Annotated in this window: 11 protein-coding genes and 2 pseudogenes; 1 reads left to right on the top strand and 12 read right to left on the bottom strand. The window is 62.4% G+C overall.

What is annotated here, in order from left to right:
• Positions 1-8 precede the first annotated feature (8 nt).
• The 7 genes and pseudogenes from selB to fdnG all read right to left on the bottom strand — a co-directional run.
• Positions 9-1844 (bottom strand): annotated as a pseudogene (gene selB / locus NKJ20_RS16395) (selenocysteine-specific translation elongation factor); the annotation flags it as partial.
• Entirely contained in the window at positions 1841-2629 is a 789-nt protein-coding gene (locus NKJ20_RS16390) for a tetratricopeptide repeat protein (RefSeq protein WP_352745333.1), read from the bottom strand. The pseudogene selB and the gene NKJ20_RS16390, both read right to left, overlap by 4 nt.
• Positions 2616-4037, bottom strand: coding sequence for an L-seryl-tRNA(Sec) selenium transferase (gene selA / locus NKJ20_RS16385; protein ID WP_352745331.1), 1422 nt, complete (start codon positions 4035-4037; stop codon positions 2616-2618). The genes NKJ20_RS16390 and selA overlap by 14 nt, the downstream gene beginning before the upstream one ends.
• A 7-nt stretch (positions 4038-4044) precedes the next feature.
• The gene (gene fdhE, locus NKJ20_RS16380; protein WP_352745328.1) at positions 4045-4965 is read right to left on the bottom strand and encodes a formate dehydrogenase accessory protein FdhE; all 921 of its coding nucleotides are present in this window, start codon (positions 4963-4965) and stop codon (positions 4045-4047) included.
• A gap of 114 nt (positions 4966-5079) precedes the next feature.
• A complete protein-coding gene (locus NKJ20_RS16375; RefSeq protein ID WP_352745325.1) occupies positions 5080-5778 on the bottom strand; it encodes a formate dehydrogenase subunit gamma in 699 nt (232 codons plus the stop codon).
• Positions 5765-6715, bottom strand: a complete 951-nt coding sequence (fdxH, locus tag NKJ20_RS16370) for a formate dehydrogenase subunit beta (RefSeq protein ID WP_352745322.1) — start codon at positions 6713-6715, stop codon at positions 5765-5767. Before fdxH ends, NKJ20_RS16375 begins: the two co-directional genes overlap by 14 nt.
• Before the next feature lie 12 nt (positions 6716-6727).
• Entirely contained in the window at positions 6728-9814 is a 3087-nt protein-coding gene (gene fdnG / locus NKJ20_RS16365; protein WP_352745319.1) for a formate dehydrogenase-N subunit alpha, read from the bottom strand.
• Between the two features lie 479 nt (positions 9815-10293).
• Between fdnG and selD the strand changes: the two genes are divergently transcribed.
• Positions 10294-11370, top strand: a complete 1077-nt coding sequence (selD, locus tag NKJ20_RS16360) for a selenide, water dikinase SelD (protein WP_352745317.1) — start codon at positions 10294-10296, stop codon at positions 11368-11370.
• A 29-nt stretch (positions 11371-11399) separates the two neighbouring features.
• Here selD and NKJ20_RS16355 read toward each other — a convergent pair.
• The 5 genes and pseudogenes from NKJ20_RS16355 to NKJ20_RS16335 all read right to left on the bottom strand — a co-directional run.
• Positions 11400-11555: pseudogene (locus NKJ20_RS16355) on the bottom strand (NAD(P)-dependent oxidoreductase); the annotation flags it as partial.
• A gap of 110 nt (positions 11556-11665) precedes the next feature.
• Positions 11666-11857: a DUF6494 family protein gene (locus NKJ20_RS16350; protein WP_023679340.1), complete on the bottom strand. Its 192-nt coding sequence runs from the start codon at positions 11855-11857 to the stop codon at positions 11666-11668.
• An 811-nt stretch (positions 11858-12668) separates the two neighbouring features.
• Positions 12669-13811, bottom strand: coding sequence for an MFS transporter (locus NKJ20_RS16345; protein ID WP_352745465.1), 1143 nt, complete (start codon positions 13809-13811; stop codon positions 12669-12671).
• Positions 13812-14536: 725 nt separating this feature from the next.
• On the bottom strand, positions 14537-15241 hold the full coding sequence (locus NKJ20_RS16340) for a GntR family transcriptional regulator (protein ID WP_352745316.1): 705 nt from the start codon (positions 15239-15241) through the stop codon (positions 14537-14539).
• 102 nt (positions 15242-15343) lie between these two features.
• Positions 15344-16084: an aspartate/glutamate racemase family protein gene (locus NKJ20_RS16335; protein ID WP_352745313.1), complete on the bottom strand. Its 741-nt coding sequence runs from the start codon at positions 16082-16084 to the stop codon at positions 15344-15346.
• Between the last annotated feature and the right edge of the window lie 7 nt (positions 16085-16091).

The raw sequence follows: 16091 nt of genomic DNA, 5'->3' as shown, positions 1-16091 counted from the left end.
AATTCGAGAATATGGATGGCGACCTTGCGTCCGCTGCCCACGCGATCGCGAAATTGAGCAGCGGTGAACTCGCCTGTGGGCATCGACGCAGCGAGGTCGCGCGCGATCTCGACGATCTGCGCCAACGCCTGGCGCTGGAAGAAGTGATCATGAGCGACCTCGTGGACCTTCCCTATGCGGCCGGCAAGCTTCAGAAGCCGCCGGATTTCCGTCTCCGGCGCGGCCAGCACCTCGGCAATATCCCACACTCTCGGCGGATGGAATCGTTCGGGTCCGCCGATGAGAGGCTGGATCTGCAGCCAGAGAGTTTCATCCTTTGCCGTCAGGTGCGCCTCATGACCGGGCAGCCGCACCCAGGCGCCGTCCAAGGCAACTTCTCCAGCGTGCGAAAGGCTCCGCAGAACTGCTATGAAAGAGGGGGCCGGCAGACGTGGATCAAGCCCAATACGCAGTCTCTCCATTCCTACGCCCGGCAAATCCGGATTGTCGGCATGGAAGTTCTCCAGGGTCGCGGCCAAGTCGCGCTTGAATCGCAACCAGCGCTCTGGCGACAGCACGAGAAGCATTTCTCCGACGGCAAAACGGACAAGCCCGAGTTGATCGATCAGGCCTTCCGTCTCGCAGTCACTGAGCGCCCTGTCGCGCGCGAAAGCCTTCAGGTCGAAATAGTGGGGCGGCGCATCAAGGAGTGCGGCGGCGGCCAGTTCGGGCGCCAATAGCGCATGGGCATCGAGTTGGACCAGCCGTTCCGGCGCGCGGCGTTTGCGGCTGGGCGCCCGCAGATCGAGAAAATGTCCGCCGCCGATGGTTCGCTGCGCGGAGGTGTCGCGCACCACGTAAACGTCTCCGGCAGTGGCCGCGATCGGACTGTCCAGCACCAATTGAACATTGGCCGTGCCGCCAGGCCCGATCGGTTCGTCTCCGAGGAGTACAATGCGTGCCCCCACCTCCGTCGCGGCATGGTGGAGCCGCACCGGAAACCATTGGCCGATCGGCTTGCGTTCACCCGGCAGAACGCGAAGGCTTGCATCGATCCGGTCCGACGGCGCGTGAAGCTTCGGATCGACAATTACGTCGCCGCGCCGGATCGCCTCCTTGAAAACCCTTTCGCCGGTCAGATTGAGCGCGCAACGGTCTCCCGACCGACCACGTTCAGTCGGCCGGTTCTGGGCGTGGATCGATCGAACCCGCGCAAGCAATCCCGACGGGCTTACGACCACGTTGTCCCCAATACCGAGAGAACCCGAAAGCACGGTGCCCGTCACGACGGTGCCCACGCCGCGCAGCGTGAAAGAGCGGTCCACCGCTAATCGAAAACGGCCCGAAACTGCACGCCGGGCAAGATGCGACGCCTCCTCGACCAAGAGATACCTGAGTTCATCGATACCTTCGCCTGTAACGACCGAGACGGGAATCAGGGGGGCCTCGGCAAGCATCGTCCCGGCAAGCACCGAGCGGATATCGCTCGCCACCGCGGTGCGGCGCTCGGGACCGGCCAGATCGCATTTCGTGAGCAGGACGGCGCCGCGCTTGACACCGAGCAGGTCGACGATGGCGAGATGCTCCCGGGTTTGCGGCATGACGCCGTCGTCGGCGGCCACCACGAGCAACACGAAGTCGATGCCGCTGGCGCCGGCGAGCATCGTGTGTACGAAACGCTCGTGGCCGGGAACATCGACGAAACCGATGCTATCCCCACCCAGCACCGGCAAATAGGCGAAGCCGAGATCGATGGTCATGCCGCGTGTCTTTTCCTCCTGCAAACGATCGGTGTTTATACCGGTCAGCGCATGCACCAGCGCAGTTTTGCCATGATCGACATGTCCCGCCGTGCCGACGATCATGATGCGGTCTCCGGCAACGGCGCGGCGGCGCGACGCTCGGCCTCGGCGGCATCGCCCGCGCTCAATTCGGCCCGCACCGCAGCCAGATAGCGGCGGGCAAGGGCGCTGCCGCCTGCCTCGGCACGCAGGAGCCAAACCAGCGCCTCGACCGCGTCAGCCGGCACGCCCGTACCAAGATGGCAGGCGGCGCCGAGCATTGCCTGCCCTTCGGCGTCTCCTCGCATGGCAGCACGGCGCCACCAGCGGACAGCCTCGTCCGGATCGCGCGGCACGCCGAGCGCATTGTGATAAAGCATGCCGATCCGGGTCATAGCGGATGCGATGCCCTGATCGGCCGCGGCAAGCGCCCAGCGTCGCGCCTCGCCGGCATCGGGAGCCATCACTTCGCCCTCCAGCAGCATCCAGCTCAGCATATCCTGCGCCGGTCCGTCGCCAGTTTCCGCTGCGGCCCGATAGAGCTCGGCCGCCCGGCGAAAGTCCTGCTCGACGCCTTCGCCGCGGAAATAGAGCGACGCCAAGTTCCTTTGCCCGACAGGATCCCCTGCCTCGGCGGCGAGCGCCAGCCAGCGAAAGGCCATATCCGCATCACGCTCGACGCCGAGCCCTTCGGCGAAGCAGGCGCCGATATTGTTCTGAGCGCGGGCAACGCCCCGGTGAGCCAGCGGCTCCCATATGGAGAGAGCCACGGCATGATCGCCTCGCCGCGCGGCTTCGAGGGCCTCGGTCATGCGTGCGGCCACAGGCGTCTCGGCTGGGCGGCGCGCAAGGCGGTCAAGCCAGCGCATCGGTTCCTCCCGGATTTAAGCCGGCTAGATTGGCGACGAAGTTCGCCTCGTCTTCCAGGCAGCGGAAATCGAGCACGAGCGCCTGGTTTTCGATGCGCCCGATCACGGGGACGCCCAGCCCACGCAGCGCAGCCGCAAGCGCTTCGAGCGACCGGCCGCTCCCTGAGCGCGGCTTGAGAGCAAGCCCGGCGCTTGGCACAGTTTCGAGCGGCAGCGCGCCGGATCCGACTTGGCTCCGGCACTCCACCGTGTCGACCGCAAAGGCGTCGCCCACGGCGTCAGCAACCAGGGGAGCAAGGCGCTTTGCCTGCGCTGCAATCTCCCTCACCGAGCGCGAGAGCAGCCTTAGCGTCGGCAGGCGCTCGGCCAGGTGGTCGGGGTCGCGGTAGAGCTTCAACGTCGCCTCGAGCGCGGCCAGACGAAGCTTGTCGACCCTGAGCGCCCGCTTCATCGGGTTGCGGCTGATCGCTGCGAGCAGGTCCCTGCGGCCGACGATGAAACCCGCCTGCGGACCGCCAAGCAGCTTGTCGCCGGAGAATGTGACGAGATTGGCGCCGTCGGCGACCGCCTCGCGCACGGTCGGCTCGCGCCCAAGGCCGTAGCGGGCTAGATCGACCAGCGTGCCCGAACCGAGATCATGGACCAGCGGTACCCCATGCGCCTTGGCGATTGAAGCGAGCTCGGGTGCCCGGATCTCGGCCGTGAATCCTTCGACCCGGTAGTTCGATGTGTGCACCTTGAGGATGAGCCCGGTCTCCGGGCCGATCGCCGCGACATAGTCTTTGCGATGCGTGCGGTTGGTGGTGCCGACCTCGACAAGCCTGGCGCCGGCGCGCGTCATGATCTCGGGCATCCGGAAAGAGCCGCCGATCTCGATCAACTCGCCTCGCGAAACGATCGCTTCGCGACCGAGCGCCAGCGTGTTGAGGACGAGAAGGACGGCAGCCGCGTTGTTGTTGACGACGGTTGCATCCTCGGCTCCGGTCAGCTCGCAAACGAGCGATCGAAGATGATCGTCCCGTTCGCCGCGCTCGCCTTTCTCGACATCGAATTCGAGAGCCACGGCTTCGCGCATTGCCAGCCGAACAGCCTCGACCGCCTCTTTCGCGAGGAGGGCTCGTCCGAGATTGGTATGCAGCACCGTTCCGGTCAGGTTGAAAACGGGGCGCAGGGAAGAGCGTTCGCCGTCCCTGAGCTGCACGAGCGCGTCGCCGGCAAGATCGTTTGCCTCCGGCACGACGGCTCCGGCATTGCGGGAGGCCATTCGCGCATCGGCGACGGCTCGGCGAATGGCCTCCGTCGCGGCCTGCCGTCCGAAGCGCTCGATTGCGGCCGCCGCCAGCGGGGTCCTCAGCACTTGGTCGACCGACGGAAGATTGCGCAAAGGGTTTGCGGATGAAGCGGTCATCGTATCCTCAATAGCCAACAAGGAACGGATTGAACGATCCGCGGCGATGGCCACCCTCGCGGACGAGCAGGTCGAGGCCGAGCGTCGCCACGTCGTCGGCAACCGGATCGAGAGCCGGATCCCTGTGCTGGTACAGGATCTTTACATAGCAGCCGCATGCATCGCAGGTCTCGGCCTTGACCGTGCCAGGACCTCCCTCGATTTCCTGATAGCCTATCCCCTTGGTCGAGCCGCACAGCGTACATTTGATACGGACGTGGTTCCACAATGTTCCACACAGCGCGCAGACGCAGAACCGCGCCCCGTGTGCGCCGTGCCAACCGACGATGATCGAGGATACGGGCGGCCCACCGCAGGCCGGACAGGCGCCGTCGGCAACCGGAACCAGCTTCGAGCTGTCGAGACATGCCGCGAGGCGGGCAAAGTGAACCTGCAGCGCGGCCGCGACATAGACATGCTCGGCAAGCGCGTTCATTGGGATCGCATCGGTGAGCACATTGCGCACCATGGAGTCGACCCCGGACGCATCGATATTCGCCAGCCTGTCCAAGGCGGCTGCGGCCGCCTTGGGTTTTTCGATCGTGGCTGCCACTTCGATCAGGCGGCCGAGCGTCATTCCAAGGGCGGCATCCGAAGTGAATTGGTTGCGATCGAGCGGCGGCATACCGAAGGTTCGTGCGCGCTCGCGCGCCTCCGCGGTCGGCAATTTGACATCCGGCAAGCCGTCCTGGATGCGGTGCTGCGCATCCGTCAGTGCAGCGAGGAAGCGGAGATAGGGGCCGAGCTGGTGGTCATCCGCCAACACATTCAATCGCTCGGAGCGGCGAATGAACAAGGTCTGCGGATCAGGCAGGCGCGCAAAGGGTGGGGCCGAGACCTCGCCGATTAGAGTCGGGTCAGGGCGTGACGGATCTTGTTGCCTTGGCATTTCAACCTCACGAACCTCACGGGCCACGTGGTCGGCTTGATACTGCTCCAGAGCAATTCCACGAAAAGTGTATAACGGTTTTCCGTCCGGAATTGCGTAAAAACAAATACCCGCTCATTCGGCGGGATTCGATCCCGAACGTCCGTCCGGTTTGCCTGCGATCAGTTCACGCAGCCATTTGCGATGATGCCGCCAAGCCCAGCCGCCGGTCACCCGTCCGCGCGTCATGGCGGGAATGGTGCCGCGTACCCAGATGGCCGAATAGAAATGGATAATCCAGACGCCGATGATCGCCACGGCAGCGATCGAATGAACAAGCAGCGCCACCCGCTGCTGACCGATCGTGGTGTAAGCGGCGAAATATTGTTGCCAGATGACGATGCCGCTCGAAATCAGGATGATGATGAGGATCGACATTGACCAGAAGACGAGCTTCTGGCCGGCATTGTACTTGCCGACTTCGGGGACGTTGTCCTCGTGATTGGACAATACGTCACGGAAACGTGCGAGCCACGTTCCGTCCTCGGGCTTCCACAAATTGGCCTTCCAGAACCGAAGAAAAAGCCCAAGGAAGCTGAAGAAGAGCAAGACGCCGATCCATGGGTGAATGAAGCGCGTGAACTGGCCGCCGCCAAACAGCCCCGACAGGAAGAACAGGCTCGGGTGAAACATGGCAAGGCCGGACAAGGCGAGCAGGATCAGGCTGGCCGCCGTGATCCAATGGTTGATCCGTGCGCTCACCGTGTAGCGGTCCACGATGACTGGCTTGCCGGGATGTACCTGCTCGTTCGGCTTCACGTCATACGCGGCCATCGTTGTCGCCTTCCGTCAGATCTTCGGCATGCTCCTCATCCGTCTCGGAGACCCTGTTCGGTCCCATGACCAGATGGTGAAGCAGGCCGACGCCGGCCGCCACGCCGAGAATGGTGAGGCCGGCATATTTGGTCACGCCCTTCCACGCCTCCACGAGCGGACTGATCTTCGGCTCCTTCGGCAGACCCGAATAGAGTTCCGGCTGGTCGGCATGGTGCAGCACATACATCACATGCGTCCCTCCGACGCCGGGCGGATCGTAGAGGCCGGCATTCGAATAGCCGCGCGATTTCAGGTCCTTGATGCGGCCGTCGGCGTGCTGTTTCATCTCGTCTTTCGTGCCGAACACGATCGCCTGGGTCGGGCAGGCCTTGGCGCAGGCTGGTCCCTGGCCGACAGCCACGCGGTCGGAGCAGAGCGTGCATTTGTAGGCCGTGTGATCGACTTTGGAGATGCGCGGAATGTTGAACGGGCAACCCTTGATGCAATAGCCGCAGCCGATGCAGTTCTCATGGACGAAATCGACGATGCCGTTCGAATACTGCACTATGGCGCCTGGTGCCGGACAAGCCTTGAGGCAGCCCGGGTCAGCGCAGTGCATGCAGCCATCCTTGCGGATCAGCCATTCGAGTTCGTTCGTCTCGGGATTGTCCCATTCGCTGTAGCGCATCAGCGTGAACATGTCCGGCGTCAGATCGGCAGGATTCTCATAGACGCCGGCATTGAAGCCGATCTCCGGATGCGTGTCGTTCCACTCGATGCAGGCCGTCTGGCACGCCTTGCAGCCGATGCATTTCGAAACATCGATGAGCTTGGCGACTTCCGTCAATTGCTGCTCGGGCGCGGGAACCGTCGAGGCAGAGCGGCGGATGAGGTCCTTGTCGGAAAAACGCGGTGCGGTATCCGTCGTCGAAGGATTTGGAAGTGGAGGAAACATCGCTTACTCCTCCTACGCTACCGGCCCGGCGATGGGCTCGATGTTGACAAGGAACGCCTTGTATTCCGGCGTCTCGATGTTGGCGTCACCGACAAAGGGGGTGAGCATGTTCGGCCCAAAGCCTTTCTTCGCCGCTCCCGTGAAGCCCCAGTGCAATGGTATTCCGACGATGTGGACGGTCTTGCCATCGCAGGTGAGCGGCCTGATCCGCTTGGTCACCATGGCCTTCGCCACAACTGAACCGCGCTTCGACCAGACGCGCACCCAGCCGCCTTTGGTGATGCCCTTCTCGGCCGCAAGCTGTTCCGAAATTTCCACGAAAAACTCCGGCTGCATCACCGCATTGGTGATGACGTGCTTGGTCCAGAAGTGGAAATGCTCGGTCAGTCGGTAGGAGGTCGCCGCGTAGGGGAACTCCTGCGAAGCCGATTCGGCGAACTGGGCCATATCGCCTTCGAACACCCGCGCTGCGGGGTTGCCGCGGACTTTGGGAGCTATCGGGTTCGCGATGGGCGACTCGAATGGCTCGTAATGCGCCGGGAATGGTCCGTCGCGCATCATGCCCCGGGTAAAGAGGCGCGAGACGCCTTCCGGATTCATGATGAACGGGCCTACTTGATCGGGCTTTGCCGTTGGCAAGATGTCGGGGACATCGTAGCCCGACCATTTCGTGCCGTCCCATTCAATCACCTTGCGGCTTGGATCCCAAGGCTTTCCGGTGAGGTCAGCCGACGCCCTGTTGTAGAGAATGCGGCGGTTGGCAGGCCATGAGAACGCCCATTTGGAATAGGCGCCGGTTTCGTCAGGATCGGTGGTGTCCCGCCTGGCCATGTTGTTGCCGTTTTCGTTGAAGCAGCCGGAATAGATCCAGCAGCCGCAGGAGGTGGAACCGTCGTCGCGCAGCGCGGCGAAGCCCGGCAAGAGCTTTCCGGCCTCGGCCAGCACCTTTGTCGGGTCGGCCGTGTCGGTTACTCTGGCGAGCGCCCTACCATTGATCTCCTGGGCAAGCTCCTCGGCCTTCGGATCGCCGGGATCGGCATAAGGCCAGTTGAGCTTGACGATCGGCTCGGCGAAGGCGCCGCCTTCCTTGGTGTAGAGCCCCTTCAGGCGCAGATAGAGCTGCGCCATGATCCAGGTATCGCGTTTGGCCTCGCCGGGGGGCGTGCCACCGGCCCAATGCCACTGCAGCCAGCGCCCCGAATTGACCAGCGAGCCGTCGTCCTCGGCGAAGCAGGTGGAGGGAAGCTGGTAGACTTCCGTCTGAATCTGCGACGGATCGACATCGTTGTACGGCCCGTGGTTCTCCCAGAACCGGCCCGTCTCCGTGTCCAACGGATCCATGATGACGAGGTATTTGAGCTTCGAGAGGGACTCGATCACCTTCTTCTTGTTCGGAGCTGCCTGTAGCGGGTTGAAGCCCTGGCAGAAATAGCCGTTCATCTTGCCCTGGTGCATCAGCTCGAAAGCCCGCAGCAGATCGTAGCCCGGCAGGTCGAGCTTCGGCAGGTAGTCGTAGGCGAAGGCGTTCTCCGGCGTTGCCGCGTTGCCCCACATTGACTTCTGGAAGCTTACGAAGAACTTCCTGTAGTTCTGCCAGTAGCTCATCTGGTTCGGCCGGAGCGGCTTGAAGCCTCGGGTCGACATGTAGGCTGCCAGATCGACCTCCTTCTCGGTCGGCAGCGTCAGATAACCAGGCAGCAGGTTCGACATCAGCCCGAGGTCGGTCAGCCCCTGGATGTTGGAGTGACCGCGAAGCGCGTTCATGCCGCCGCCGCGTATACCGATATTGCCGAGAACAAGCTGCAGCATCGCCATGGCGCGGATGTTCTGCGAGCCTTTCGAGTGCTGGGTCCAGCCGAGCGCGTACATCGAGGTCATCGCCTTGGTCGGAGACGATGTCTCGGCGACCATCGCGGCCACCTTCAGGAACCGGTCCTTCGGTGTGCCGCAGATGCGCTCGACCATCTCCGGCGTGTAGACCGCTACATGCTTCTTGAGCAGATTCCAGACGCAGCGGGGATTGGCCAATGTCGCGTCGACAACGGCAAAGCCGTCCGTGCCTATGTCATAGTCCCAACTGGACTTGTCATAGTCTCGCTTCGCCTCGTTATAGCCGGAGAAGAGGCCGTCCTGATAGGTGAAGCCCTCCTTGACGACATACGTCGCGTTGGTGAAGGTCTTCAGATAGTCCCATTGCACCTTATCGTTCTGGATGCAGTAGTTGATCAGCCCGAGCAGCAAGGCGATGTCCGTTCCCTGGCGGATCGGCGCGTAAAGATCCGACACCGAAGCCGAGCGCGTAAAGCGCGGGTCGATGACGATGAGCTTGGCGCCGCGGTTGGCCTTCGCCTCTGTGACCCATTTGAAGCCGCAAGGATGCGCTTCCGCGGCATTGCCGCCCATGATGACGACGAGATCCGTGTTCTTGATGTCGGTCCAGGAATTGGTCATTGCGCCGCGGCCGAATGTTGGGGCGAGACTCGCCACCGTCGGGCCGTGTCAGACACGTGCCTGGTTGTCGAACACCAGCATGCCCGCGCTGCGGACCACCTTGTAGGTCGCGAACGCGGTTTCATTGGTCGAAGCCGAGGCGGCGAGGAAGCCGGTGGTGATCCACCGGTTGACCGTCACGCCGTCATTGTTCGTCGCGACGAAGTTCTTGTCGCGATCGTCCTTCATCAGGCGGGCGATGCGGCCGAGTGCGTCTTCCCAGCTTATCGGCTCGAACTTGTCCGAGCCCGGTTTGCGGATCATCGGATGTTGCAGACGGGTCGGCGACTTGACAAATCCGAGCAGGGCCGACCCTTTGGGGCACAAGGTGCCGCGATTGGTCGGATGATCAGTGTCACCCTCGATATGGGTGGTCTCGGCCGGCTCGCCCTTTCTGAGATCGCCCTTCGAATACAAGATTATGCCGCAAGCCACCGAGCAGTATGGACAGGTGTTGCGTGTTTCGGTGGTGTTCGCGAGCTTGAAGGGCCGTATAGCCGCCGCGTGTGCGGCCTCGCTATCGCCGAAGCCGAGGGCTCCAAGCGTAGTACCAGCGAGACCCGCGCCTGCTGTTTGCAGGAACGCGCGTCGAGAAAGATCGATGTTCATGGGTTCCTCCCGAAGCCGATGCCCCACAAGGCAACTCGAACCAACGGTTCAATCCGACTAACTAGTCTCGGACCACATAAAATCAATGCCAAAGAACGAGGTGCGTACGGTGCAGCAAAAGTGCCCCTCCGAACCGCCTTCCTGCAACAGGCTTGTGCCCGCAAATCGGCTTTGTGTATTATTGTTGAATATTCTTGTCATCTTTTCGTGACCGCGACTGCGATTGACGAAAACGAACGCATTACCATACTGTAAAGCGTGGCGATGAAACAGCTCCCGCGGGTCGGGGCGCCTTTCGATCGATACCCAATGACGGCGATGCCTCGCACGCCGGATACGGTGCTTGCCTTTCCTAACTTAATGAAATCCGCTGAGAGCAAGCGTGCTCCAAACGCGCCGTGCGTTGGCGCGATCGTATTTTCCATTCCGGTTGACCTTGATCCCTACTAAAGCGTGCCAGCAGAGGAGGCTCGACGACTATGGCAATCGCCCTCTCGCCCGAAATAACCGATGCGCCCGTTGTGCGCCTGACCAGCCTCGCCCATGGCGGCGGTTGCGGCTGTAAGCTGGCACCGTCAGTGCTGCAGCAGCTTCTCGCTAATCCGGCGGCTGCCAGTCCCTATCATCAGCTTCTCGTCGGCACGGAGACCGGCGACGATGCAGCAGTCTGGCAACTCGACGGCGCGACTTGCGTCATCGCGACCACCGACTTCTTCATGCCTATGGTAGATGACCCGTACGATTTCGGCCGGATTGCCGCAACCAACGCCCTGTCCGATATCTATGCGATGGGTGGCCGGCCGATCATGGCGCTGGCGATCCTCGGGATGCCTCTCGACAAGATCCCGACGCTCATGGTCCGCGAAATCCTGAAAGGTGGCGAAGCTGTCTGCGCCGACGCCGGAATCCCGGTTGCAGGTGGCCACTCGATCGACTCGCCGGAGCCGATTTATGGCCTCGCAGTCATCGGCACATGCCGACCCGGAGATATCCGACGCAATTCTGACACCAGGCCGGGTGACGCCTTGATCCTGACGAAAGGGCTCGGCGTCGGCATCTACTCCGCCGCCATCAAGAAGCAGGCGCTTTCCGAGAGCGGCTATCGCGAAATGATCGCCTCCACCACCCTTCTCAACCGGATCGGATCGGAGCTGGCGCAGGACGCGAGCGTCCACGCCGTCACCGACGTGACCGGATTTGGCTTGCTCGGACATGGTCTCGAGATGGCACGCGGTGCCGGGTGCACGCTGATAATTTGCAGCCACGACGTGCCGCTCTTTTCCGAAGCTGCCTCGCTCGCGGTCGACGGCCACGTTACCGGCGCATCGCGGCGCAACTGGGCGAGCTATGGCGACGCGGTAAGCTTACCTCCCGGCATGCCCGAGTGGCGACGCCATCTTCTCACGGATCCACAGACTTCGGGCGGGTTGCTGGTTGCTTGCGAGACCGACCACGCAGCGGCGCTCGTCGAGAGGATCGTCGCGGACGGCTATCCTTCGGCTCGCATCATCGGCCATGCCAGGCCCGGCGCGCCGACAATAGTAGTAGAGGCCTGAACGGCCGCTCCGCGAGAATCCACCCAGAAACTCGCGACATGAGGTGTGATGGTCACCCTGGGATGAGTCCACAACGGCGATGAAGCCTCCAGCGGTTCACGCTCAAACACGTAAAGGGTCATGGCCGTGAATTGACCCGGAGCGAGCGAGCTTCCGCTTAGGGTCGGTCTTTCGCGTTCCCTCAGAGTCGCAAGAGCGTGGGGTGAGCGGTACTACATCGACCCGGCCAGACGCCATTCCAACCGCTGATCCGTTTCGGCCGCGTCGGCCGTTTCGCTAGGTCGCTTCGCCCGGCTTATGGAAGTTCGATCTCGCCGTCCACCACGTGGTTGAGGCCGGTGCCTTCCGCCGTCAGCGTCATGCGGACCTTCAGCTTCTTGCCGCCGATTTGCCCTTCGCGCACCGTCTCCTCGATCTTGCGCTGGGAGGTGACGCCGACTTCCTTCAGGAACTTGCGGATCGACATGTTGACGGCGTCTTCGCTCATGGCGGAACTCCTCTGTGTCCGGAAGGGATTGTAAGGGAAGGCAAGGGATCAAGGAAGCAGGACGGCGACGCACGGTTTTATTGAATTAGACCTCGAGCCGGGAGGAGACGTCGGGTCCTTAACTTGATCGACCCCTGGCAGGAGGAGTGGAACCGATCGACGTCTTGCGCAGAAGGAGCACTATGACGGCCATCTCGGCCTTGATCTGACCGATCAGGAAAAGAGTGATCTGATCGAGTACCTCAAATCGATCTGATCAGCACTCGGCGCTTCCTTGGGTTCGATTGGGAGGAAAGATCATTAAAGAAGATCGTGGTGAGATAAATTGCGGGTCGGCACAACGTGAGCCAGGCCAAGCGCTGTCTCGCCGGAAATTTCTTAAGGTGTCGACGACCGGCGCAGCGATTTGCCGGTGCAGGTGGGCTTGCTTCCTGCATGACAGGTCAGCCTGCGGCGCGCGGCGCCGAAACAACCCCAAAGCCTGTGGCGCTTTATTAGGATGTTCCAAACAAAGATCGCCGCTGCGCCGGGTGCACCCATTTCCTGAAGCCGAATGCATCCGAGATTGTCGCGGGTGAAATCAGCCCCGATGGTTGGTGCCGCTTTTACAAAGCACGGCCTGCCTGATGGGCAGAGCCCAGCGGAGACTTTCGTTGTCTGCTGCGCTGCGGGTGATGGTCTGCAGGCATCGCGTCGAGGATGTCGGGTCACATTAGGCATTCGACAAGTCCGGAGTCAGAGCCGAAGTGATCGACGACCTTTCCAACGTTTGCCTTCGCGATTGCCCCCTCCCGGTCAAGCAACCCAAATATCAGCGTTCCTCTGGCGGCTTGACGTTCTGGAACTGCATCAGTAGCAGCAGATCGTAAGCGATCTTCAGTGCACCGCAGATGATCAGGGGCCAAGCCCGGAACGAGGCAGCGAACAGAGCGCCCGCCAGGGCGGGACTGGCTGCGGCAGCCAAACTGCGCGGTACCGATGTGAAGCTCGCGGCGGCTGCCCGCTCCGCCTCCGTGACGACCGCCATGACGTAAGATGAGCGCGTCGGGACGTCCATCTGCGAAAGCGCGGCACGGATCAGCAGCAGGGCGAGCGCCAGAGGGAGCGTCGGCGCAAGCGCCGCCAGCATCAGGGCGATGCTGGACGGAATGTGTGTGAACACCATCGTGTTGATGAGTCCGATGTGCCGCGACAGCCAGGCGGCAACGGGGAATGAGAACGCCGAAAGCACGCCGGACCAGAAGAAGAAAAAGCCCGCTTCCGAAAGCGACAGGTCGAATTTTTCGAAAAGCCACAGGGCAAGCAGCGACTGGACGAGGAAGCCGCCGGCAAAGGCATCAAGGCTAAAAAGGGCCGCAAGCCTGAAAACGATATTCCGCGAGGGGCCAAGCGCGGACGTGCTGCCGGAGTCCGACATTGGACGGCGCTGCGGGATCTGCGCGTAAAGGAGACCGCCGAACAGGCCCAGCAACGCATAGAGCACGAACATCGCCTTGATGCCGGTGAGTTGATCGAGGCCGGCTGGAGCCAGAAGATCAGGTGTCGCCGAAGCGAGCGCGCCAACCGCGGCTGCGAGCGCACCCACAAGGCTGTAGCGCGCGAACATCTTGGTCCGCGCGGCGTCGGTGACTTCGCGTGTGAGGACGGCATGCTCTAAGGGCACGAACACGCTGACGCTGCCGGCCGACGGGTTGATGGTGCCTGCGAAGGCGATCACCAAAAGCAGCGCGTAGTCGTGGACCACAGCAAAGGCCACACCCGTGGCGACCATCAGACTGGCGGCGGCAAGCAGGAGTTGGCGGTGATCGTGTCGGGCACCAAGGAGTCCGACGGCGATGGTCAAGAGCGCTGAACCGAGCAGCGATCCGGTTGCAATGATGCCGACCTGCAGAGGCGCGAAGCCTAATGCGAGGAGATAGACCGGCAACAGAACGGCCACGAAGCCATCGCCCATGTCGCGCAGGGCTCGGGCCGCAAAAAGAAAAGTCGCCGGGCGGATCTGCTGCACTGGTCTAGCCTGCCCTCATCACCTGCGTTGGCGTCAACGGCTTTGGCAGCGTCGCTCGACAGGGCCGGAAGATCATGACGGAGTCGCGTTAGACATTCCAGCGAGGCGAATATCGGTTTCAATCCTCGGGCTGCCGCCCAACAATGCTGAATCATATCGTGTCAAGGCTTGCAACGACCGAAGACGCAACTGGCGCATATTGCACTTGGCTGTCAAGGTCGGGAATAGGGTCAGAACCTGCCCGTGATCTTGCATTCAGGGAAGGTCCGAGAAGGGTCGGATCGCGAAGTTCCCCGCCGCATTGGCGAACGTCCCAAGATGGCGCATGGTGCCGTTTCGGAACCGGGTGGACCGGGGCAGGATCGCCAATCAACCTGGGATCATGTTGCAACCAAGTTCGAATGTCGCGTTGCTGGCAAGTAGAAATGTCGCATTGGGACGTTTCAGAGGTAGGCGTCAGGTCAGGATTGCGAGGTGACGTGCATCCTGGCTTCGCCGTGAGCGCCCGATCGGGGGCGATCCAGTATGGCACTTCGGCTTTACTAGCTTTGAGAGCGGCCACTTACGCGCGAGCTTCGTTGGCCGGTGTCGGTTGCGGGTGATCCGATATTCGTCCAGCATCGCGACGACATCTGCAATGCGAAGCTTGGCGAAGAGTTTGACAGCGCAGATCAGCGCAAGATGTCCGACAGGCTCTCGGGCTTCTTCTCGCCAAGCGACAGATCAAGGCCCGACAGAAGTTCGACGAGATGGCTTTGCATCAGGTCGGACGCGTTTTGTGCGTCGTGCTTTTCGATGGCATCGACGAGGGCGTGATGGGCGTGGCTTTCGCAGGTGGTGTCGCGGCGGCGCCAGTAGAGCGCGATGATCAGCGACGACCGCGACAGCAGGTCTTTGACGAAACCGGTCAGGATAGAATGGCCGGCGATTTCGGCGATGCCGACATGGAATTTTGCCGACAGCATGATGGCGTCGCTGTCGCGGCCGGCATGCAGGGCCTCGTGCTCTTTTTCGAGATGAAGCCGCAGTTGCGCGATCTCGACCGGCTTTGCCACTTCGGCGGCAAGCGCCGCGACCTTGGGCTCGATCAGCGCCCGCGCTTCGAACACCTCGCGCGCTTCCTGCCTGGTCGGCTGGGCGACGAACGCGCCGCGGTTCGGCTCGAGCCGAGCCAAGCGGTCATGCGACAGCGCCTGCAGCGCCGCGCGTATCACCGCACGGCTCACCGAATAGATCGAGGCGAGTTCGTCCTCGGGTAGTTTTGTGCCCGGTGCGAGGCGGTGGCTGACGATGGCATCGCGCAGGCCGGCATAGACCGGAAACCAGCGCATCGTCGGCTTGTCGCCATCCCGTGGCTTTGGCCCAAGCAGGTCCATCGTCTCAGTGTCCCGGCGGCCGGATCGCTTAGCGGCGCGAACACCGCGTTTCCGGCCGGACATCGAACATCCTGTGTGGGAATGTCAACAATTTTGCACGCATCAGGATACACGGCCGGAGGGCGAAAAGGACGCAAAGATTCCGGCGAAGGATTTTTCGAGTGGAACCTGGTAGCCGCCGCGCTTTGAGGTCGACAGGCCAAGGCCGACGAGGCTCTCACAGAGTTTTACTGCGCAGGCGACGCCGTCGAGCACGGGAAGGCTATGTTCACGGCTGAGCGCGGCGGCGAGGTCGGCCATGCCGGCGCATCCCAGCACAATCGCTTCGGCCCGGTCGTCGCGGATGGCGCGCTCGATCTCCTCCGAAATTCGATGGCGGGCGTTGGAGCCGGGCATTTCGAGCTCCAGAACGGGAACGTCGCTGGCCCGCACCCTGGCGCAGCGGCTGGCGAGGCCGTAGCGCACCAGATTGTGCTCGATCGCCGGCACCGAACGCGACAGCGTCGTCACCACGCTGAACTTGCCGGCAATCAGGCTCGCCATGTGAAACGCCGCTTCGCCGATACCGACCACCGGCATCTCGCCGACGCAGCGTACTGCGTCGAGGCCGGTGTCGTCGAAGCAGGCGATGACGCAGGCGCTCGCCGCCGGATGTTTTTGGATCTCGCCGATCATTCCCGGGATGGCGAAGACCTCGTCGAAATAGCCTTCGACGCTCGGCGGCCCGTCCTTCGGATTGACGGCGATGATCCTGGTGCCGGCCGAAGCCGCGCGGCGCGCCGCCTCGCCGATCTTTTCGGTCATGGACGCGGTGGTGTTGGGATTGACGACGAGTACGTCCATTTGCGCT

This window comes from Mesorhizobium sp. M0185, assembly GCF_040322175.1.
Taxonomy (GTDB): Bacteria; Pseudomonadota; Alphaproteobacteria; order Rhizobiales; family Rhizobiaceae; genus Mesorhizobium.
The sequence above is the reverse complement of the archived record's forward strand: the minus strand, read 5'-3'. Positions and strand labels throughout refer to the sequence as shown.

Excerpts from the sequence above, each read along its gene's own strand:
- NKJ20_RS16390 (WP_352745333.1), bottom strand. The coding sequence starts at position 2,629 with ATGCGCTGGCTTGACCGCCTTGCGCGCCGCCCAGCCGAGACGCCTGTG.
- selA (WP_352745331.1), bottom strand. The coding sequence starts at position 4,037 with ATGACCGCTTCATCCGCAAACCCTTTGCGCAATCTTCCGTCGGTCGAC.
- fdhE (WP_352745328.1), bottom strand. The coding sequence starts at position 4,965 with ATGCCAAGGCAACAAGATCCGTCACGCCCTGACCCGACTCTAATCGGC.
- NKJ20_RS16375 (WP_352745325.1), bottom strand. The coding sequence starts at position 5,778 with ATGGCCGCGTATGACGTGAAGCCGAACGAGCAGGTACATCCCGGCAAG.
- fdxH (WP_352745322.1), bottom strand. The coding sequence starts at position 6,715 with ATGTTTCCTCCACTTCCAAATCCTTCGACGACGGATACCGCACCGCGT.
- selD (WP_352745317.1), top strand. The coding sequence starts at position 10,294 with ATGGCAATCGCCCTCTCGCCCGAAATAACCGATGCGCCCGTTGTGCGC.
- NKJ20_RS16350 (WP_023679340.1), bottom strand. The coding sequence starts at position 11,857 with ATGAGCGAAGACGCCGTCAACATGTCGATCCGCAAGTTCCTGAAGGAA.
- NKJ20_RS16345 (WP_352745465.1), bottom strand. The coding sequence starts at position 13,811 with ATGGGCGATGGCTTCGTGGCCGTTCTGTTGCCGGTCTATCTCCTCGCA.
- NKJ20_RS16340 (WP_352745316.1), bottom strand. The coding sequence starts at position 15,241 with ATGGACCTGCTTGGGCCAAAGCCACGGGATGGCGACAAGCCGACGATG.
- NKJ20_RS16335 (WP_352745313.1), bottom strand. The coding sequence starts at position 16,084 with ATGGACGTACTCGTCGTCAATCCCAACACCACCGCGTCCATGACCGAA.